Genomic DNA, 555 nt, shown 5'->3' with positions numbered 1-555 from the left:
GTGGTGGATATTGATCTGTCCAAATTTTTTGACCGAGTTAATCACGACCGACTTATTTACCTGCTTTCAGGCCATGTTACAGACAAACGTATTCTGCGTTTGATTGACATTATACTGAGAAGTGGTGTGATGATAAACGGAACGGTGATACGCAGCAAAGAAGGGACAGTCCAGGGCAGCCCATTGAGCCCCTTGCTCAGTAACGTGGTGCTTGACGAACTTGATAAAGAGCTTGAGCAACGTGGCCTTGAGTTCTGCAGATACGCTGATGACTGCAATATCTTTGTCCGGTCACCCAAGGCAGCCGACCGGGTAATGAAAAGTATTAGCCGATTTATTGAGCAGAAACTCAAGCTGAAGATTCACTGGGATAAAAGCAGGGTCGGCCGATCCTGTGATGTCAAATTTCTGGGTATGACGATTGTTGAGGGGACGATAGCAATATCAGCCCAGTCTATGAAAAGAGCAATGCTGAAACTCAAAGAGCTGACACCTCGGGGGACCTATCTTACCCTTGAGGAAACAATGAAACGGATAAATAGCTGGTATATGGGG

1 protein-coding gene is annotated in these 555 nt (G+C 46.1%); it reads left to right on the top strand.

Going from position 1 to position 555, the window contains the following annotated elements; genetic code table 11:
* A partial coding sequence (locus tag ACYQ2M_RS25245) for a reverse transcriptase domain-containing protein (protein WP_459919167.1) occupies positions 1-555 on the top strand: 555 nt, incomplete at its 3' end.

It is taken from the genome of Desulfocicer niacini, from assembly GCF_054657595.1.
The sequence above is the reverse complement of the archived record's forward strand: the minus strand, read 5'-3'. Positions and strand labels throughout refer to the sequence as shown.